General features: G+C 59.8%; 1 protein-coding gene. It reads right to left on the reverse strand.

The features are described 5' to 3' along the window. Positions 1-27 precede the first annotated feature (27 nt). Positions 28-981 (reverse strand): IS110 family transposase, encoded by a 954-nt coding sequence (locus tag ACEU5R_RS31920; protein WP_392413917.1) that lies wholly within the window; start codon positions 979-981, stop codon positions 28-30. Positions 982-1,156: the final 175 nt, after the last annotated feature.

A 1,156-nucleotide genomic window follows, 5' to 3' on the forward strand; every position in this document is an offset into this window, starting at 1 on the left:
CGCCCCCTTGAGCAACCGTCTTGTCAGTCAAGCCTGAACTTCAGGATTCCAACATGTAAGACGCCTTGCCATGGTATTGAGGATGGTCAGCATTTTTCGCATGCAGGCCACCAATGCAACTTTCTTGCGCTTTCCCAGTGCCACCAGACGCTGATAGAACGCTTTGACGACGACGTTGTTGCGCACGGCACTCAAGGTAGCCATGTACAGAGTGCATCGCACGTCGGCTCGCCCGCCCATGATGGCGCGATGCCCGCGCAGCTTGCCCGAATCGTGGTTCATGGGCGCCACCCCTACCAGCGCGGCAATGCGCCTGCGATCAAGCCGGCCCAACTCCGGCAGCTCGGCCAGCAACACCGCCATGCTGGTTGCCCCGACCCCTGGAACGCTGCTGAGCACTTGCGCCAGTTCAGCGTGATGTTGCTGTACGTGGTGGCTGACCTGGCCATCGCAATCGTCCTGTTCGGCCTTCAAGAAGGCAATGTGCCTCTGAATGCTGGGACGGGCGGCCGCGTGCGCCAGCCGCAAACGATGGCGTTCAGCGGTGAGCATCTGCACGATCTGTCGTCGGCGCAACACCAAGGCCTGTAATTGCTGCAACTGGGCATCGGCCAACGGCTTGATAAAACGGTCTCGCTGCGGGTGCTGGTGCAACACCTGGGCAAACCCGGCCAACATCCTTGCATCCAGGGCGTCGGTTTTGGCCAACAGCCCCATCGCGCGCGCAAAGTCACGCGCCATGCGCGGATTGACCACCGCGACAGCCAAACCGGACGCCTGTAGCGTGTAGGCCGCCTCAAACTCATACCCACCGGTGGCCTCCAGCACTAGCAAACCCACTGGCAACTGCCTGAGCTGTTGCTCCAGCGCGTCAATACCGGCTTCGTCATTGCTGAACTGCTGGCTCTCTGACTGGTCGCTGCGCCACACCTCCAAGGTCTGGCTCGATACATCTATTCCTACAAAAATCGGATCGGACATGTCTTTCGGCTCCCTGCCTTGTTTATTCGAACTGCCTGCGTTCCTACAACCGTTCGGGCTACGAGAAAGACGGCCCAGCTCACGCACTCCATGCTCAAGGACGGGCTAGACAAAGTCTGCCCCAGGGGAAATCGGGTTACGTGGCCGGTCCGAACAACACTAAAGATACAAGGGG

The organism is Achromobacter sp. 413638 (assembly GCF_043119405.1).
Taxonomy (GTDB): domain Bacteria; phylum Pseudomonadota; class Gammaproteobacteria; order Burkholderiales; family Burkholderiaceae_B; genus Achromobacter.

Bases quoted from the DNA above. Each gene is read 5' to 3' on its own strand.
- ACEU5R_RS31920 (WP_392413917.1), bottom strand. From the start codon at position 981: ATGTCCGATCCGATTTTTGTAGGAATAGATGTATCGAGCCAGACCTTG.